At 67.9% G+C, this 15636-nt stretch carries 12 protein-coding genes; 6 read left to right on the top strand and 6 right to left on the bottom strand.

All coding sequences use genetic code 11. The annotated features are described in order from the left end of the window. The first annotated feature begins 89 nt into the window (after positions 1-89). Together FKQ52_RS08170 and adhP are read left to right on the top strand one after the other, a co-directional pair. Positions 90-1607, top strand: a complete 1518-nt coding sequence (locus tag FKQ52_RS08170) for an aldehyde dehydrogenase family protein (RefSeq protein WP_141626726.1) — start codon at positions 90-92, stop codon at positions 1605-1607. A 148-nt stretch (positions 1608-1755) separates the two neighbouring features. Then, on the top strand, positions 1756-2787 hold the full coding sequence (adhP, locus tag FKQ52_RS08165) for an alcohol dehydrogenase AdhP (RefSeq protein ID WP_141626725.1): 1032 nt from the start codon (positions 1756-1758) through the stop codon (positions 2785-2787). A 57-nt stretch (positions 2788-2844) separates the two neighbouring features. Here the strand turns inward: adhP and FKQ52_RS08160 are convergent, their stop codons facing one another. Together FKQ52_RS08160 and FKQ52_RS08155 are read right to left on the bottom strand one after the other, a co-directional pair. Next, complete coding sequence (locus FKQ52_RS08160) at positions 2845-4005, bottom strand: DUF1501 domain-containing protein (RefSeq protein ID WP_141626724.1); 1161 nt, start codon at positions 4003-4005, stop codon at positions 2845-2847. Next, positions 4002-5480, bottom strand: coding sequence for a DUF1800 family protein (locus FKQ52_RS08155; protein ID WP_141626723.1), 1479 nt, complete (start codon positions 5478-5480; stop codon positions 4002-4004). The genes FKQ52_RS08160 and FKQ52_RS08155 overlap by 4 nt, the downstream gene beginning before the upstream one ends. Positions 5481-5611: 131 nt before the next feature. Here FKQ52_RS08155 and gatB point away from each other — a divergent pair, with 131 nt between their 5' ends. After that, positions 5612-7114 (top strand): Asp-tRNA(Asn)/Glu-tRNA(Gln) amidotransferase subunit GatB, encoded by a 1503-nt coding sequence (gatB, locus tag FKQ52_RS08150; RefSeq protein WP_141626722.1) that lies wholly within the window; start codon positions 5612-5614, stop codon positions 7112-7114. Between the two features lie 487 nt (positions 7115-7601). Here gatB and FKQ52_RS08145 read toward each other — a convergent pair whose 3' ends face one another. Both FKQ52_RS08145 and FKQ52_RS08140 read right to left on the bottom strand, forming a co-directional pair. Further along, a complete protein-coding gene (locus FKQ52_RS08145; protein ID WP_141626721.1) occupies positions 7602-8513 on the bottom strand; it encodes a hypothetical protein in 912 nt (303 codons plus the stop codon). Between the two features lie 224 nt (positions 8514-8737). Beyond that, positions 8738-10975 carry a TonB-dependent receptor gene (locus FKQ52_RS08140; RefSeq protein ID WP_141626720.1) on the bottom strand — a complete coding sequence of 746 codons (2238 nt, stop codon included), beginning with the start codon at positions 10973-10975 and terminating at the stop codon, positions 8738-8740. 162 nt (positions 10976-11137) lie between these two features. Between FKQ52_RS08140 and FKQ52_RS08135 the strand changes: the two genes are divergently transcribed. Beyond that, positions 11138-12703: a carboxylesterase/lipase family protein gene (locus FKQ52_RS08135; RefSeq protein ID WP_168196814.1), complete on the top strand. Its 1566-nt coding sequence runs from the start codon at positions 11138-11140 to the stop codon at positions 12701-12703. Beyond that, entirely contained in the window at positions 12703-13398 is a 696-nt protein-coding gene (locus FKQ52_RS08130; protein ID WP_141626718.1) for a TetR/AcrR family transcriptional regulator, read from the top strand. Before FKQ52_RS08135 ends, FKQ52_RS08130 begins: the two co-directional genes overlap by 1 nt. A gap of 58 nt (positions 13399-13456) precedes the next feature. Here FKQ52_RS08130 and FKQ52_RS08125 read toward each other — a convergent pair whose 3' ends face one another. Further along, positions 13457-13852 carry an RcnB family protein gene (locus tag FKQ52_RS08125; protein WP_240811595.1) on the bottom strand — a complete coding sequence of 132 codons (396 nt, stop codon included), beginning with the start codon at positions 13850-13852 and terminating at the stop codon, positions 13457-13459. A gap of 226 nt (positions 13853-14078) precedes the next feature. Between FKQ52_RS08125 and FKQ52_RS08120 the strand changes: the two genes are divergently transcribed. Next, positions 14079-14720, top strand: coding sequence for a hypothetical protein (locus FKQ52_RS08120; RefSeq protein WP_141626717.1), 642 nt, complete (start codon positions 14079-14081; stop codon positions 14718-14720). A 26-nt stretch (positions 14721-14746) separates the two neighbouring features. Here FKQ52_RS08120 and FKQ52_RS08115 read toward each other — a convergent pair whose 3' ends face one another. Beyond that, a complete protein-coding gene (locus FKQ52_RS08115) occupies positions 14747-15400 on the bottom strand; it encodes a chromosomal replication initiator DnaA (protein ID WP_240811594.1) in 654 nt (217 codons plus the stop codon). Positions 15401-15636 lie beyond the last annotated feature (236 nt).

Below are 15636 nucleotides of genomic sequence, written 5' to 3'. Positions count from 1 at the left end.
CTTCGGGCTCTGGCGGCTTTCCCCGCCCGGGCCAAGTCTCCGATCCAACGACGCCGACAATCGGCGCCCGAGGAAAACAGGAGGCTATCGTGACCAAGCCCGAATTCATCCGCGCCGTGACCCCCAAGTTCAAGGCGCGCTACGACAACTTCATCGGCGGTCGGTGGGTCGCTCCGGTCAACGGCCGCTATTTCGAGAACACCTCCCCGGTGAATGGCCGCGTCCTGTGCGAGGTGGCTCGCTCGGACGCGGCCGACGTCGAGCTGGCGCTGGACGCCGCTCACGCCGCGAAAGACAGCTGGGGCAAGACCTCGGTCGCCCAGCGCGCCGTGATCCTCAACAAGATCGCCGACGTCATCGAGGCCAACCTTCAGGCCGTCGCCGAGGCCGAGACCTGGGACAACGGCAAGCCGGTGCGCGAGACCCTGGCCGCCGACATCCCCCTGGCCATCGACCATTTCCGCTACTTCGCCGGCTGCATCCGCGCGCAGGAAGGCGGCATCTCGGAGCTGGATAACGACACCGTCGCCTATCACTTCCACGAGCCTCTGGGCGTCGTCGGCCAGATCATTCCGTGGAACTTCCCGATCCTGATGGCGGCCTGGAAGATCGCTCCGGCTCTGGCGGCCGGGAACTGCATCGTGCTGAAGCCCGCCGAACAGACCCCGGCCTCGATCCTGCTGGTCACCGAGCTGATCCAGGACCTGCTGCCCGCCGGCGTGCTGAACATCGTCTCGGGCACGGGCGTCGAGGTCGGCGAGCCGCTGGCCACCAATCCGCGCATCGCCAAGATCGCCTTCACCGGCTCGACCGCCGTCGGCCAGAAGATCATGGAGTATGCGACGCAGAACATCATCCCGGTCACGCTGGAGCTGGGCGGCAAGTCGCCGAACATCTTCTTCAAGGACGTGATGGATGAGGATGACGCCTTCCTCGACAAGGCGCTGGAAGGCTTCGCCATGTTCGCCCTCAATCAGGGCGAGGTCTGCACCTGCCCCAGCCGCGCGCTGGTCCATGAGGACATCTATGAAGCCTTCATCAAGAAGGCGATCGAACGGGTCGAGGCGATCCGTCAGGGCGACCCGCTGGACCCCAACACCCAGGTCGGCGCCCAAGCCTCGAACCAGCAGTTGAACAAGATCCTCGGCTACCTCCAGATCGGCAAGGACGAGGGCGCCGAAGTCCTCACCGGCGGCGAGCAGGCGGTCCTGCAGGACGATCTGTCGGGCGGCTATTACGTCAAGCCGACGGTGTTCAAGGGCCGCAACGACATGCGCATCTTCCAGGAGGAGATCTTCGGCCCGGTCCTCGCCGTGACGACGTTCAAGACCCTCGAGGAAGCCATCGAGATCGCCAATGACACCGAGTACGGCCTCGGCGCCGGCGTCTGGACGCGCGACATGAACACCGCCTACCGCGCCGGTCGCGCCATCCAGGCCGGTCGAGTCTGGACCAACTGCTACCACCAGTACCCGGCGCACGCGGCCTTCGGCGGCTACAAGAAGTCCGGCATCGGTCGCGAGAACCATCGGATGATGCTGGACCACTACCAGCAGACCAAGAACCTGCTGATCAGCTACAGCCCGGACAAACTCGGCTTCTTCTGATCTGCATCAAGGATGGGCGGCTCCCGTTCGGCCATCCTGCGTTTGCTCCGCATATCACTCCCCGAGAGCAACGACCTGACGGGGCGGCCGGTCCCTGCTTTCCGGCCGCCCCGATCTTTCAGGACATCACCGACTACGAGGAAGATTCATGTCCAGGACCATGAAGGCTGCTGTCGTGCGCGAATTCGGCAAGCCGCTGACCATCGAGGAAGTCGCCATCCCGCAACCCGGCCCCGGCCAGATTCAGGTGAAGATCGAGGCCTCAGGCGTATGCCACACCGATCTGCACGCCGCTGAGGGCGACTGGCCGGTCAAGCCGAACCCGCCCTTCATCCCGGGCCATGAGGGCGTCGGCTACGTCTCCGCCGTCGGCGCGGGGGTGAAGCTGGTCAAGGAGGGCGACCGGGTCGGCGTGCCCTGGCTCTACTCGTCCTGCGGCCACTGCAAGCACTGCCTCGGCGGCTGGGAGACCCTCTGCCACGAGCAGGAGAACACCGGCTATTCGGTCAACGGCGGCTTCGCGGAATACGCCATCGCCGATCCGAACTACGTCGGCCACTTGCCGGACAACGTCAGCTTTACCGACATCGCCCCGATCCTCTGCGCGGGCGTGACGGTCTACAAGGGGCTGAAGATGACCGACACGAAACCGGGCGACTGGGTGGTGATCTCGGGTATCGGCGGGCTCGGCCACGTCGCGGTCCAGTACGCCAAGGCCATGGGCCTGAATGTCGCCGCGGTGGATGTTGATGACAACAAGCTGGACCTCGCCCGCCGCCTCGGCGCGACGGTCACGGTCAACGCCAAAACCTCCAACGATCCCGCAGCGGACATCAAGGCCCAGACCAGCGGCGGCGCCCAGGGCGTCCTCGTCACGGCCGTTTCACCCAAGGCCTTCGAACAGGCGGTCAACATGACCTCGCGCGGCGCCACCGTGGCCCTGAACGGCCTGCCGCCCGGCGACTTCCCCCTGTCGATCTTCGACATGGTGCTGAACGGCACGACCGTGCGGGGCTCCATCGTCGGCAGCCGTCTGGACCTGCAGGAGGCGCTTCAATTCGCCGCCGACGAGAAGGTCAAGGCGACGGTCTCGGTCGAACCGCTGGAGAACATCAACGACATCTTCCAGCGCATGCACAAGGGCCAGATCGAAGGCCGCGTGGTCATGACCATCAACTGATGATCAGCCGCTGAACCGGGGCAGGGCGGTCGGTCTCCGGCCGCCCTGTTTCGTGTCTCAGACCAGTCCGTCCAGCGTCGGCGCCTCGGATGCGCTGCCGGGGAAGACCCGGTTGTCCAGCGCCGCCCGGTCCACGCCCAGATGGTCGCGCAGCACGCCCTTGAAAACCGAGCGCACGTCGATTGTCGGCGCCAGATCGCGGCCCTCGAACAGCCTGTTGTCCGCCAGTGTCGGCCAGTCGCCGATCAGGCCGCCGGGCTTCAACGCGCCGCCCGCCACCAGCAGGGACGACCCCGTGCCATGGTCGGTGCCCTGCGTGCCGTTGGCCCGCGCCGTCCGTCCGAACTCGGTCGCGACCACCACCATGGTGTTGGCCCACTGGTCGCGCAGCCCGTCGTGCAGGCCGCCGATCACCTGATCCAGTCCCGTCAGCCGGGTCTGGAGCTGTCCGTTCTGGCGGGCGTGGGTGTCCCAGCCGTCGATGCTCAGGGCCACCACATCCGCGCCGTTGTCGCCGGTCATCAGCCGCGCAACAGTCTGGCCCAGTCCAGTGACGTCGTTCCGGCGCAGCGAGGTTCCGCCTGCCTCGGCGGCCATGGCCTCGGTCTCCAGCCCACGCGCCAGATTGCCCTGCAGCAGCGGGTCGTCGACATAGAGGTCCTGCAGCAGGGACGCGATGCGATCCTCGCCCTTCACCTGACCGCCGGGCGCCCAGCTGGAGGTTTCCGCCGCGCCACGCAGGATCAGCGGCGTCTGCGCCCCGACCGACAGCCCCTTGAACGATCCGCCGCCCGCCGCCGCCAAGGCCCGGTTCAGCCAACCGTCGTTCTGCTGTCGCAGACCCTCGCCGCCGTTCTCCAGCACATCCTGCGCATCGAAGTGAGACCTCACCCGCACCGGGATCGCCGCCGCCGGAGCGAAGCGCAGCTGACCCGCGTCGTACATCGCCTTCAGGCCGGGCAGGGCGGGGTGCAGGCCGAAACCGTCCCGCATGGCCGGCGCGTTGTCGATGGCCAGACCGCCGCGCAGGGCGCGATAGTTGGGATCACCCGTCGGCACGGTGACCGACAGGCCGTCCATGGCGCCGCGCGCCACGATGACGACCAGCTTGGGCTTCGGCCCGCGGGTCTGCGCCCGCGTCTGCCCCGCGAAGGCCAGACCGATCCCGGCCACGGAGCCGCCCAACAGCAGGCGACGGTTCATCATCAGATCGGTCATCGGCGCTGGAACTCCGGCGACATCAGGAACAGGGTGACGGCCTCGGCCCGGCTTTCGGCGCGGGCGATGAATTGTCGGCTGCGCGGGCCCAAGCGCTCGCCCAGAGCACTGTCCGCCATGGCCACGGCGTCGGCTTCGGAAGCCATGTCGCCCACGGTCTTGGCCCAGTTGAGACGCTTCACCAGCGCGTCCGGCCCGGCCCAGTCGGCGGCGGTGTCGGGCCAGCCTTCCGGCGACGGCGCGGCCCAGGCGGGCTGCCCCATCTGCGCCAGCGCCTGCTGAAGCGGCTGCGCCCGGCGCGGCCGCATGCCCATGGCCCGGTGCGCCGAGATCACGAACTCATAGGGCGTCTTCACCTTGGCCGCCTCGGGCGCCCAGCTGTCCGGATGGGTCGCCAGCGCCCGGGCGACGACCGCCAGATCGCCGCGCGACTGCGACCACGCCCGCTCCAGCGCGCTGACCAGTTCCGGCGACGGCGTATCCGACACGAAATGCACCGCGATCTTCCGGGCCAGCCGCCGCGCGGTCTCCGGCCGGTTGGACAGGTCCTTCAGGATGGCGCGGCCCTGTTCCACGCCGTTCGCCGGATAGCGACGGCCCATCACGCTCCGCTCACCCGGTTCATGCACGACAGGCAGGAAGGCGAAGCCGTTCTCGCCCGGCTGGCCCGCGCGCATCGCCGCGCGGCGACCCCGACCGCCGCCCGCCTGCCTCGGGATCGACCAGCCGGTCAGGGCGCGGGCGAACTCGGTCACGTCCGCCTGGGTGTAGCCGCCGTCGGCGCCGACGGTGTGCAACTCCAGGATTTCACGCGCGAGGTTCTCGTTCAGCCCCGCCTGCCGCCGTTCTCCGGCCTGACTGTTCGGTCCGACCGACTGCGCCTGATCCAGATACAGCAGCATGGCCGGATGGCTGTCGGCGGCCAGGGCCAGATCCTCGAACCTGCCGAACACATGCGGCCGGACCGCCTCGCGCTCGTACTGGCCCATGAAGACCGCCGCCTGGAATTTGGTCGCCGAAACGGTGAAGGCGTTGGCCCAGAACAGGGTCCAGCGCTCCGCGAACCCCGCACCGGTCGTGGCGCCCAGTTGCGCCCGCGCCAGAAACTCTTCCGCCGTGTCCCGCACCAGATCACGTCGGCTTTCGCGCCGGGCGTCGAACGCGGCCTGCGCCTGCGTGTCCGGCGCCTCGGCCATGGCCTCGCCCGTCATCGCGGGCTGCGGTTCGCCCGCGCGCCGCGCCCGCCGGACCTGCGCCGCCTCGGCCAGATAGGCCTGATAACTTTCCAGGCGCTGTTCGGAGGTCTCAAAGCCGCCCTCCGGGACAGGCGCGCCGCCGGGGCGGGCCTGCGCCTCCAACCACCCCTTGGGGTCCGCCGCCACCGCGTCGATCTCGCCCGGCTTCGCGCCCAGCCCGAACCGGGTCAGGGCCACGGCGGCGTCGCGGGATCGGGAGGGCGGTCCGGAGCGGGTCATGTCGGGCCTCGGGTGGTTCGCGTCAGACAATGAACGCGACAGGACGCCCGATCCGTCCAAAGCCGCGTCACACGGTGATTTCGACCCGCCGTTTTCTTGACCGCGCACGGCCGGTAGGCCATCTGGACCGCATGACCGACACTGCTTCGACTATCAAGACCATCAAGGGCCGCACCGGCGATTGGGAAATCGTCATGGGGCTGGAAATCCACGCCCAGGTGGCGTCGAAGGCCAAGCTGTTTTCCGGCGCCGCCGTCGGCTTCGGCGCGGGTCCGAACGAGCAGGTGTCGCTGGTCGACGCGGGCTTCCCCGGCATGCTGCCGACGCTGAACAAACACTGCGTCGAGCAGGCGGTGAAATCGGGTCTGGGCCTGAAGGCGCAGATCAACCTGCGCAGCCAGTTCGACCGCAAGAACTACTTCTATCCCGATCTGCCCACCGGCTATCAGATCAGCCAGCTCTTCTACCCGATCGTCGGCGAGGGCGTGGTCGAGGTCGAGGCCGAGGACGGCAGTTTCTTCAACGTCGGTATTGAGCGCCTGCATCTGGAACAGGACGCGGGCAAGCTGATCCACGACCTGTCGCCGACCGAATCCTTCGTCGACCTGAACCGCGCGGGCACAGCCCTGATGGAGATCGTCTCGCGTCCGGACATCCGCACGCCGGAAGAGGCCGTCGCCTACGTCAAGAAGATCCGCACCATCCTGATGTACCTGGGCACCTGCGACGGGGACATGGAGAAGGGCAATCTGCGCGCCGACGTGAACGTCTCGGTCTGCCGCGCGGGCAACTACGACAAGTTCAGGGAAACCGGCGACTTCAGCTTCCTGGGCACCCGTTGCGAGATCAAGAACGTCAACTCGTTCCGCTTCATCTCGCAAGCCATCCAGTATGAGGCTCGCCGCCAGATCGAGATCATCGAGGACGGCGGCAAGATCGATCAGGAGACCCGCCTCTATGATCCGAACGCCGGCGAGACGCGCTCGATGCGCTCCAAGGAAGAGGCGATGGACTATCGCTACTTCCCCGATCCCGACCTGCTGCCGCTCGAGCTCGAGCAGGCGTGGATCGACGAGATCAAGGCGAACCTGCCGGAACTGCCGGACGAGAAGCGCCGCCGCCTGATGAGCCAGTACGGCCTGTCGCAGTACGACGCCGTGGTCCTGATCTCGGATCAGGCCAAGGCCGACTATTTCGAGGAAGCCGCGAAAGGGCGTGACGCCAAGCTGGTGTCCAACTGGGTGACCAACGAACTGTCGGCCCGTCTGGCGGCCGACGGCAAGGAGTTCAGCCAGAACCCGCTGCCCGCCGCCCACGTCAACCAGCTGGTCGAGCTGATCGAGACGAACGTCATCTCGTCCAAGATCGCCAAGGAAGTCTTCGATCACGTCTGGAACGGCGAGGGCTCGCCCGCCGAGGTCGTCGAGAAACACGGCCTGAAGCAGGTGACCGACACGGGCGCCATCGAGAAGGCCGTCGATGAAATCATCGCCGCCAACCCGGACAAGGCCGCCGCCGTCGCCGAGAAGCCGCAGGCCATCGGCTGGTTCGTCGGTCAGGTCATGAAGGCGACCGGCGGCAAGGCCAACCCGGCCGCCGTCAACGACATTCTGAAGGCGAAGCTGGGGCTGTAGTCCCGGGTCAGCCACCGCGCCCGGCTTTCAATCGTTAAGGTTGTTTCAGCTCACGATTCAGTGATCTTGGATTGCTAAAGCTCCACCATTGGGAACAACTTCCTGTTGCGGATTTTCCGCCGGAGGAGGACAACCATGATGAAGAACGTCGCTGTCGCACTCTTTGCGGCAGGGGTCTTGATGGCTCCCGCGAGCGCCACCGCGGACTCGGACCCGGGCTGCGAGCTCAACTGTCACTGGGACGCTCACTATGGCGAGGATGGGCAGTTCCTCTACTGGTCCTGGGAGTGCCCGGTCTCAATGCTGTGTGACGCGCCGGCTGAGCCGCCGCCGCCGTAAGGCCTGTCGCCGGCGTGCGGTTTCATCCTGAGTCTTCAGCCACGGAGCAGGGGACCCGCACAAACGAAGGCCCGCCCGGAGCGATCCGGGCGGGCCTTTTGCTTGGTCAGTATGCAGGAACAGGACGCCGGGGCCGTTTTCGCAACCCTCAGAAGGCGTCGTCCTGTTGACGGCGCTGGTCACGGATCATGCTCGAAGCGATCTCGCCGGCCTGCTGCCTCGATGCCGCGCGGTTCAGCTCGGCCCCGTACAGCGCCGTGAGATAGGAAATGTCCCAATCCGTGACTCCATCCACGGGATGGCCGGTGTCGAACAGGTTCAGGACCGTGTCGTAGCCCGCGGTGTCGGCGTCCGGGTCAATCTGGGCCATGGCGACCATGCCGATATAGTCTCCCAATTGCTGGAAGCTCACGCCCGCCGCCCTGTCGAGGTCGACGATGACGAAGGCGCGCAGAAGATCGTTGCGGGTCGACGCCCGGATGCGGCTGTTCGCGCCCTCGATAAGGGGCGGCAGGTATCCGGGGATGCGCACGGCGATCTGGCCGGTGTCCCGGGCGACCGGGATGCTGACATGCCACCAGCGCACCGGCGCGGGCGAGGTCAGGAAGGCTTCAAGCTGCTCGCTGGAGCGGGCGGCGCCGGAGTAGGCGGGTCGGAAGGCCCGGGGTGAGCGTTCCACCAGTCCGCGGGCCATGGCGTCACCGTCATCGGTGGCCACGATCAGGATGTTGGGGCTGCAGCCCGGCTCACCGGCCTCCAGGCCCGAGCGAACCGCGACTTCCGATACCCGGTCGGCGATGATCTGGGCGGCCTCCGGCTTCAGATTGGCGACCCCCACGCAGACCTCACGGCGCCAGCGCGCGGGCCCCCGGTTCACGGGCGGCGAATTGATGTCCTCGACAAAGGTCTCCACGCGTTCCGCCAGGCGTTCGGCGTTGACGACGACATCATCAAGTCGGGTCGCCTCAGCCGCCTGCGGGGCTGTCTGAGGCGCCGTTTGCGGTGCGGTCTGGCCGGATGCGGCGAGCAGGCCGGCGGCGAGCAGCAGTCCTGAGATCATGTCCGTCTCTCCCCGGGGCGTGCACGCAGCTAGCAGCCTCTTCTCAAGCGTGTCAAAGGGTCGGCCGCGCTTTGGTCGACGGGCGCGGGTGATGCGCGCGGGCCCGCTGACGCACGAAAAAGCCCGCCCGGATCTTTCCCCGGACAGGCCCCTGCCTGGCCCCGGCCAGGGAACAGGACGCCGGGGCCGCTTTCGCAACCCCGGCGCAGTTTGGACCTGCCCGCTCAGAAGGATGCGGTCAGGGTCAGGGTCACGGTGCGGGGCGCGCCATAGAAGCCGATGACGGAGTCACCGGTGATCGCGCCCGGGAAGTTGTAGCCGCCGGCCCGATACCGCTCGTCGCCGAGGTTCCGGCCGGCCAGGCTGACGCGGTAGCGCCCATCGGCCGCCGTCCACATCAGGGTCGCGTCATAGAGCCAGTACGAGCCCTGATCGAGCAGCGGAATCGCCGTCTCGAACATCTGGGTCGCGCCGCGATACGAGGCGGTCGGGGTGAAGATGATCGAGCCCGCCTCGTCCAGATCGACGCTGTAGGGGAGGGCCACCGAGGCGGTCCAGTCCGGCGTATTCTGGAATTTGCGCTGGTCGGCCATGTTCTCGCGCAGGCCGGTCAGCGGGTTGAAGGTCACGAAGTCGTTGAACTGCGCGTCCAGGTAACCCAGCGTCAGACGCGGGATGAAGTCGTCGGTGATCCGCGCGCTGGCTTCCAGTTCCCAGCCCCAGATCTCGCTCGACCCGGCGTTGTCCACGAAGCTGACGACCGAGGCGGGCGGGATGAAGAACTGCGAGGTGATCTGCTGGTCGGTGTACTCCGACTTGAACAGGGCCGAGGCGAAGTTGACGCGCCGGTCGAACAGCGAACCCTTCAGGCCGATCTCATAGGTGTCGACCAGCTCCGGCTGGTAGCCGTTGATGGTGTCCGGATACAGCGAGGCGTCGCCGCGCATGTCGAAGCCGCCCGACTTGAAGCCGCGCCCATACGAGACATAGCCCGTCAGGTCAGGGGTGAATCTGTAGCTGGCGCTGACCCGCGGAGTGAACTCCGAATAGCTGTCCGAGGCGCTGTAATTGGTCGCCGGCGGACCGGCGGGGATGGCCCCCGCGTTGCCGAAGAACGGGCTGCGGACGCCCAGATAGTTCTGGCGCAGCTGGGTCACGCTCTTTTCGTCGCGCGTCCAGCGGCCGCCGACCGAGACCGAAAGCTGGTCGGTGATCTCGTAGCTGAAGTCCGCGAAGATGGCGAAGCTCTCGGTGTCCACCTTGCCGCCGGTATAGGTGGTCAGACCCGCCGGCAGGCCGACGCCCAGGCTGGGATACAGACCGATGACGGTGTCGAACGCGCCCTCGGCCGAGGCGTCCATGTAGAAGACGCCCGCCACGCCGTTCCAGCGATCGCCCTGGAACAGCAGCTGGAACTCCTGGGTGAACTGGCTGTCGGCATAGTAGCCGGGGATGTCGAGAATCGGCTGGGGCAGGCCGTCGAAGTCGATGCCGTCGCCCTTGGTGTCGCCGTCCCGCCAGGCGGTGACCGATTTGAAGGTCAGGTTGTCGGTGGCTTGCCATTCGCCCGTGAACGACAGGCCGCGCGTGCGGACATAGCCCTCGTCGCCGATGCCGGCGCGGGTGTCATAGACGCTGTCCGGCGACGGCGCGACGAGGCGATAGCCGTGACGGGCGTTGGACTCGTCCTCGGTGATGTCGCCGGCCAGTCGGAAGAACAGGGTGTCGGTCGGCGTCCATTCCAGGCTCACGCGGGCCGCGGTGACGTCCTTGTTGTAGTGCTCGGCGCCCGTGGTCAGGTTCGTGCCGTAGCCGTCGCGGGTATAACGCGCGACCGCGCCGCCGATCCGCAGGCTGTCGGTGATCGGGGTCGAGCCCGAGGCGATCAGATCGACCTGGTTGTAGCTGCCGTAGGCGCCGCGCAGGGTCAGCTCCGGCTCCTGCGACAGGCGCTTGGTCACATATTTGATCGCGCCGCCGATGGTGTTGCGGCCGTACAGGGTACCCTGCGGCCCGCGCAGGACTTCCAGTCGCTGGATGTCGAAGATGTCCAGCACCGCGCCCTGCGGACGGGCGATATAGACATCGTCCACATACAGGCCCACGCCGGGCTCGAAGCCCCACAGCGGGTCCTGCTGGCCGACGCCGCGGATGAAGGTGGTCAGGGTCGAGTTGGTGCCGCGCGCGACCTGCACCGTGGCGTTCGGCGTCTGCTGCTGCAGGGCCGTGACGTCAGCCGCGCCGGTCTGCTCCAGCCGTTCGGCGCTGACGGCGGTGACGGCCACCGGGACATCCTTCAGCGTCTCTTCGCGGCGGCGGGCGGTGACCACCACCTCGCCGAGGTCCGAGGCCTGTTCCTGATCATCGGCCGCGTCCTGGGCCATGGCCGGCGCCGCGAACAGCGGGGCCGCCAGAAAGACGCTGCTCATCAGCGCCAGACGCAGTTGTCCTGTCTTCCGCATAAATCTGTTTCCTCATCCATACGCGGTCGTTGATCGCCGCTGATCTGGTTGAGGCGGACGGTGGCCACGAACAGCCACGCTGTCAACATTCTTCATTTTCTCATGAATGATGTTTGCAAACGCGGATTGCCGGGCCACAGTGCGGGTCGTCATTGGAACGGCTTGAGCGCGACGCAGATCGCGCCGGGATGGAAGCGGATGGACCAGATCAACACCGGCGAAGCCGCGCCCGTCGTGCGCGTACAGGCCGGAGCCGTGCGGGGACGGCGCGAAGGCGCGGCCCATGTCTGGCGCGGCATTCCCTATGCCCGGCCCCCGGTCGGAGACCTGCGCTGGCGGGCGCCGCGCCCCTGTCCGGCATGGGAGGGCGAGCGTGACGCCGCGACCTTCGGCCTCGCCCCGCCGCAGGCGGGACCCTCCGACGTCGCCGACATCGTCAGCATCGGCGGCGCGCCCGCGCCGACGTCCGAGGACTGCCTGACCCTGAACGTCTGGGCGCCCGTGAGCGACCGCCCCACGCCTGTGCCCGCGCCGGTCATGGTCTGGCTGCACGGCGGCTCGAACCGGATGGGCGCGGGTTCGCTGCCCTTCTATGACGGGGCCGCCTTCGCCCGCGACGGCGTGGTGCTGGTCACCGCCAACTACCGTCTGGGCCAGCTCGGCTTCTTCGCCCATCCAGCCCTGACCGCCGCCACGCCCGCCGATGAGCCGCTGGGCGCGCCGGGCCTGCTGGACCAGATCGCGGTGCTGGAGTGGGTGCGCGACAACATCGCCGTCTTCGGAGGCGACCCCGCCAACGTCACCCTGTTCGGCGAATCCGCCGGCGGCATCGACATCCTGGCCCTGATGACGGCGGGGCGGGCGAGGGGGCTCTTCCACAAGGCCATCGTCCAGTCCGGCGGCGGCTGGCTCCCCGCAGCGCCGCTGAAGGCGGCCGAGGCGAGGGGCGTGGCCACGGCGACGGCGCTGGGCCTGACCGATCCCGACGCCGCCGCCCTGCGCGCCGTGCCCGCCGAGCGTCTGACCGGGATCGAGTCCAGCTTCGGCCCGGTCATCGACGGCCGCCTGCTGACCCGTGACCCGATCTCGTCATGGGCGAAGGGCGATTTCGCCGACGTGCCCCTGATGATCGGGGTGAACAGCGGCGAGGATTCCCTGCTCAACTACGGCGGCGGCCTCAAGCGGTTCGGTCAGATGATCAAGCCCGACGCCGCCCTCGCGCGTCTCTACCCCGAGGCGAAGGGCGACGAGGAACAGCTGATCCGCCTCGGCTTCCGCGATTTCGGCTTCGCCGGTCCCGCCCGCTGGATCGCCTCGCGGCCCCGCAGGTCGAACGCCTGGCTCTACGCCTTCGACTATGTCGAGGACGCCAAACGGGACCAGAAGTCCCGCGCCGACCACGCCGCCGAGATCTTCCATGTCTTCGAGACCCTGGATCACCGTCCCGACGGCTCGCCGCCCGCCAGCGACGCCGACCGCGCCGTCAGCGCCGCCATGCATGCCCGCTGGATCGCCTTCGCCCGTGACGGCGTCCCCGGCCCGGACTGGCCCGCCTATGACAGCCGCACCGACGACTGGATGGTCTTCGACCACACCCCCGGCGGTGTCCTGCGGCGCGGCTGGTGGAAGACAGCGCTGGACCATCACGAGCGCAAGGCGAAGCTGCTGATCCTCCTGCTGCGCGCGCGGGATCGCCTGAGAACCCTGTTCTCGGGTACAAGGGGTTGATGACGACCGACACCGCCGCCCGGATCAAGCCGCCTCGCCCCAAGGTCCCGTTGAAGCCCAAGGCCCAGCGGCGCGAGGAGACGACGGCGCGCATCCTCGACGCGGCCGAGCGCCTGTTCGCCCGCGACGGCCTGCACGGCGTCACCCTCAAGGCGGTCGCCGCCGAGGCGGGCGTGGATACGGCGCTGGTCCACTACTATTTCGAGGACAAGGCCAAGCTGTTCACCGCCACCTTCGGCCGCCGCGCCGAGGTTGTGAACACCATGCGTCTGGACAGCCTTGACCGCTACGAGGCCGCGCAGGGCGACGCCATGACCGTGCGCGGCGTGCTCGACGCCTTCCTGCGCCCCCTGTTCGAGCTGCTCGATCAGGGCGATCCGGCCTGGCTGAACTATGCGGCGCTGGTGGCCCAGGTGAACAACACCCCGGTCTGGGGCGGCGACGCCATGCACCAGCATTTCGACCCGGTGATTCACCGCTTCATCGACCTGCTGCGCCGCGTCTCGCCCGACACCTCCGAGCGCCAGCTGTTCTGGTTCTATCACCTGCTGTCCGGCGCCCTGACCCTGTCGCTGGCCCAGACGGGCCGGATCGACGCCCTCTCGAACGGCCTGTGCCGGTCGTCCGAGATGATCGCCATTTGCGACGCCATGGAGGCCGTCTTCACCGGCGGCTTCGAGGCCCTGCGTCGCTGACGCAAGAAAAAGCCCGCCCGGATGGTTCCGGACGGGCTCCGTCATTCAGGCGACCGACCTAGCGGTTCAGCAGCGAGATGACCACGCCGGTGGCGATTGCGGCCAGCACCACATCACCGGTATTGGTGCGGTAGTAGCCGTAACCGCGCGGGGGCGGGGCGTAGCCGTAGCGACGATAGTCGTTCACGTACCAGCTGCGGCGATACTCACGCGGAACGACCGACCCGCGCTGCCAGCGACGGTACTCACGGCGCTGGTCGCGTTCCCAACGACGCTGATCGCGCTCGTAGCGGCGGTAGTCGCGGCGATCCTGGCGGTCTTCCCGGCGCTCCCAGCGCTCGTAACGACCGTCACGATCACGGTCGCCGCGCCACGACTGGGCGGAGGCGGCCATCGGCGCCGACAGGGCCATCAAACCGGCCAGACCAGCGATCAGGGGCTTGTTCATCTTCATCTTGCGTCTCCTTTTTGCAGGACGCCGCGACCGGGGAGGATCACGACGAAGGACCCGACTGATGAGCAGTTTCGGTCTCCCGCCATGAACCCGCGCTGAACAGGGATGACAGGGTTAAGACCGTTCAGGGGCGCCTTTCGCGTCGGGCTGGCGAGCCATGATCAGATGCGTGTGGACCTTGAACAGCCGCAGCTTTGCCGGGATGCTCCACTCCGGAGGTGCCGCCATGTTCTCACGCAAGGCTTTCGGACTCATCGCCCTGGCTGTGGCCGGCAGCGTGGGGGCCGTCTATGCGAGCCTCGCCGACACCCCGTTCTTCCCCCCGGATCTGCAGACCACACCGGGCGAGTGTCCCGAGAACCGGTACTACCCTGCTCATCGGCGACCGGTGCTGGAACCTCACGAGGCGTCCTGGTTCAGGGGGCAGCTGCGGACCGTGAATGAGGAGCCGCTTTTCCGGGCCGACGCGGGCCGGTCCCCGACGCTCCGGTTCACGCTTTTGAGTAACCAAGTGGTGACGACGGTAAGGCTGACGAAGGTCGAGGGCGGACGTCTCCATATGACCGCGAAATGGCTGCACCCCTGCGCGGACGAACGCGGATGTGGCGTCCGGAGGCTTCTGTCGCCCGAGGAGCAGGCGAGGGTGGAAGCCGCCCTCGAACCGCTCCTGCGCGTTCCGTCCTACGGCTGTAACGGCCCGGTCGACAGCGGCAGCTCCATCCTCGAATCCCGCGACGGCGACACATACCGGCTGTGGCACCAGCGCTCATCCCCGACTCCGGAAATGGCCGCCGCCGCCAGCCTCCTTCTCCAACTTTCCGAATGGCCGACCGCCCACGAATTTTACCGGTCCGCCTCAAGGGCATAGGCCTGCTCCGGCCAAGCGCTACCCCCTCACTCAAACAACTCCCCGCTCTCATCCGCCCCCTCCAGCGCCTCCCGCGCCAGCGCCCGGGTGACCGGGCGGTGCAGGGCGTCGAGACGCTCCACCACGGCTTCCGCCGCCGCCGCCGAGCGGTCGATACGGCGCAGCAGATAGGGGATGACGTCCCTGGCCGGGCGGATGCCGCGCTCGGCGAAGCGGGCGTCCAGCATGGCGGCCAGAACCGCGTCGTCGGGCGCCTCGACCGGCACGCTGATGACGGCGTCCAGACGCGAGCGCAGGTCGGGCAGGGCGACTTCCCACGCCGACGGGGCAGGGCGCGAGATCATCAGCATGGCCCCGCCGGGCAGCTGGGCAAGGTTGATCAGGTGGAACAGGGTCTCGTCATCGGCCTCCATGGCGCGGTCCAGCAGGACGGGTCGCCCCTCGATCTCCATCGGGTCGACCAGCGCCGCCTCCGCGCCGTTGAAGGCGACGGCGCCCACGCGCTCGGCCCACATCTGGCCCAGACGGCTCTTGCCGCTGCCCGCCGGGCCGCAGACGGCCATGACCCCGCCGATCAGATTGGGCCAGTCGGCCAGCGCCTCGACGGCGGCGCGATTGCTGTCGGAAACGACAAAACTGTCCGCGCCCTCCGGCAGGTCGCTCTGGAGGGGCAGACGCATCTGGTCAAAAGCGGGCAGGCGGTTCGTCATCGCGTTCACCATAGCAGATGCGCGGCGTCGGCGACTGCGTCGTGGTCTTCGTCCGTGGACGGAACGGCGCGGTCTGTGGATCGGTGGAGCGGAGCGGCCCTTGTTTTCAACTGCTATCGTCATCCCGGCGAAGGCCGGGACCCAGCGGCGCCGCGACGGCGGCGAAAAACCGAACCCAGACAGTCGGGCGCTAGCGCTCCCGATAG

The organism is Brevundimonas sp. M20 (assembly GCF_006547065.1).
GTDB lineage: Bacteria > Pseudomonadota > Alphaproteobacteria > Caulobacterales > Caulobacteraceae > Brevundimonas.
Note: the sequence above shows the minus strand (reverse complement) of the source record. Positions and strands in the feature narration are given on the sequence as shown.